This window comes from Pseudoalteromonas sp. S558, from assembly GCF_005886635.1.
Classification (GTDB): Bacteria; Pseudomonadota; Gammaproteobacteria; order Enterobacterales; family Alteromonadaceae; genus Pseudoalteromonas; species Pseudoalteromonas aliena.
On the sequence record NZ_PNDU01000670.1, the window covers coordinates 1 to 363 of the forward strand.

The window sequence follows — 363 nt, forward strand, 5'->3', positions numbered from 1 at the left end:
TTTATTATAGAAATAATTACATAAAGTTTTGCAGATTAATTAACACACTCTTTTTTAGCTAATTAATTGAATACGTATGCAGCTATCTCGTAATAGTGTGTTCATCACTTTATGCTCATAACCTACGGTTTGACATCAAGGACACACAATGAGATTAACTTTACTACAAGTGGCTTTACTTGCAAGCAGTGCTTTTGCAAAAGAAGCCACGCTGAAATCACCTGATCAAAAAATTAAAATTACCATTTCTGATCAATCATCATCCCCTCATTACTCTATTAGCTTTAATGGTAAGCCTGTTATTGAGCAGTCACGCTTAGGTTTTAGGTTTAAAAGCCAAGCACCATTTGATGACCGCATTGT

The 363-nt window shown here is 34.2% G+C and carries 1 protein-coding gene; it reads left to right on the forward strand.

Annotated elements, in window-relative coordinates; genetic code table 11:
* Positions 1-148 precede the first annotated feature (148 nt).
* Positions 149-363, forward strand: a 215-nt coding sequence (locus tag CWB66_RS21885) for a glycoside hydrolase family 97 N-terminal domain-containing protein (protein WP_171037573.1), incomplete at its 3' end; no start/stop codon positions are given.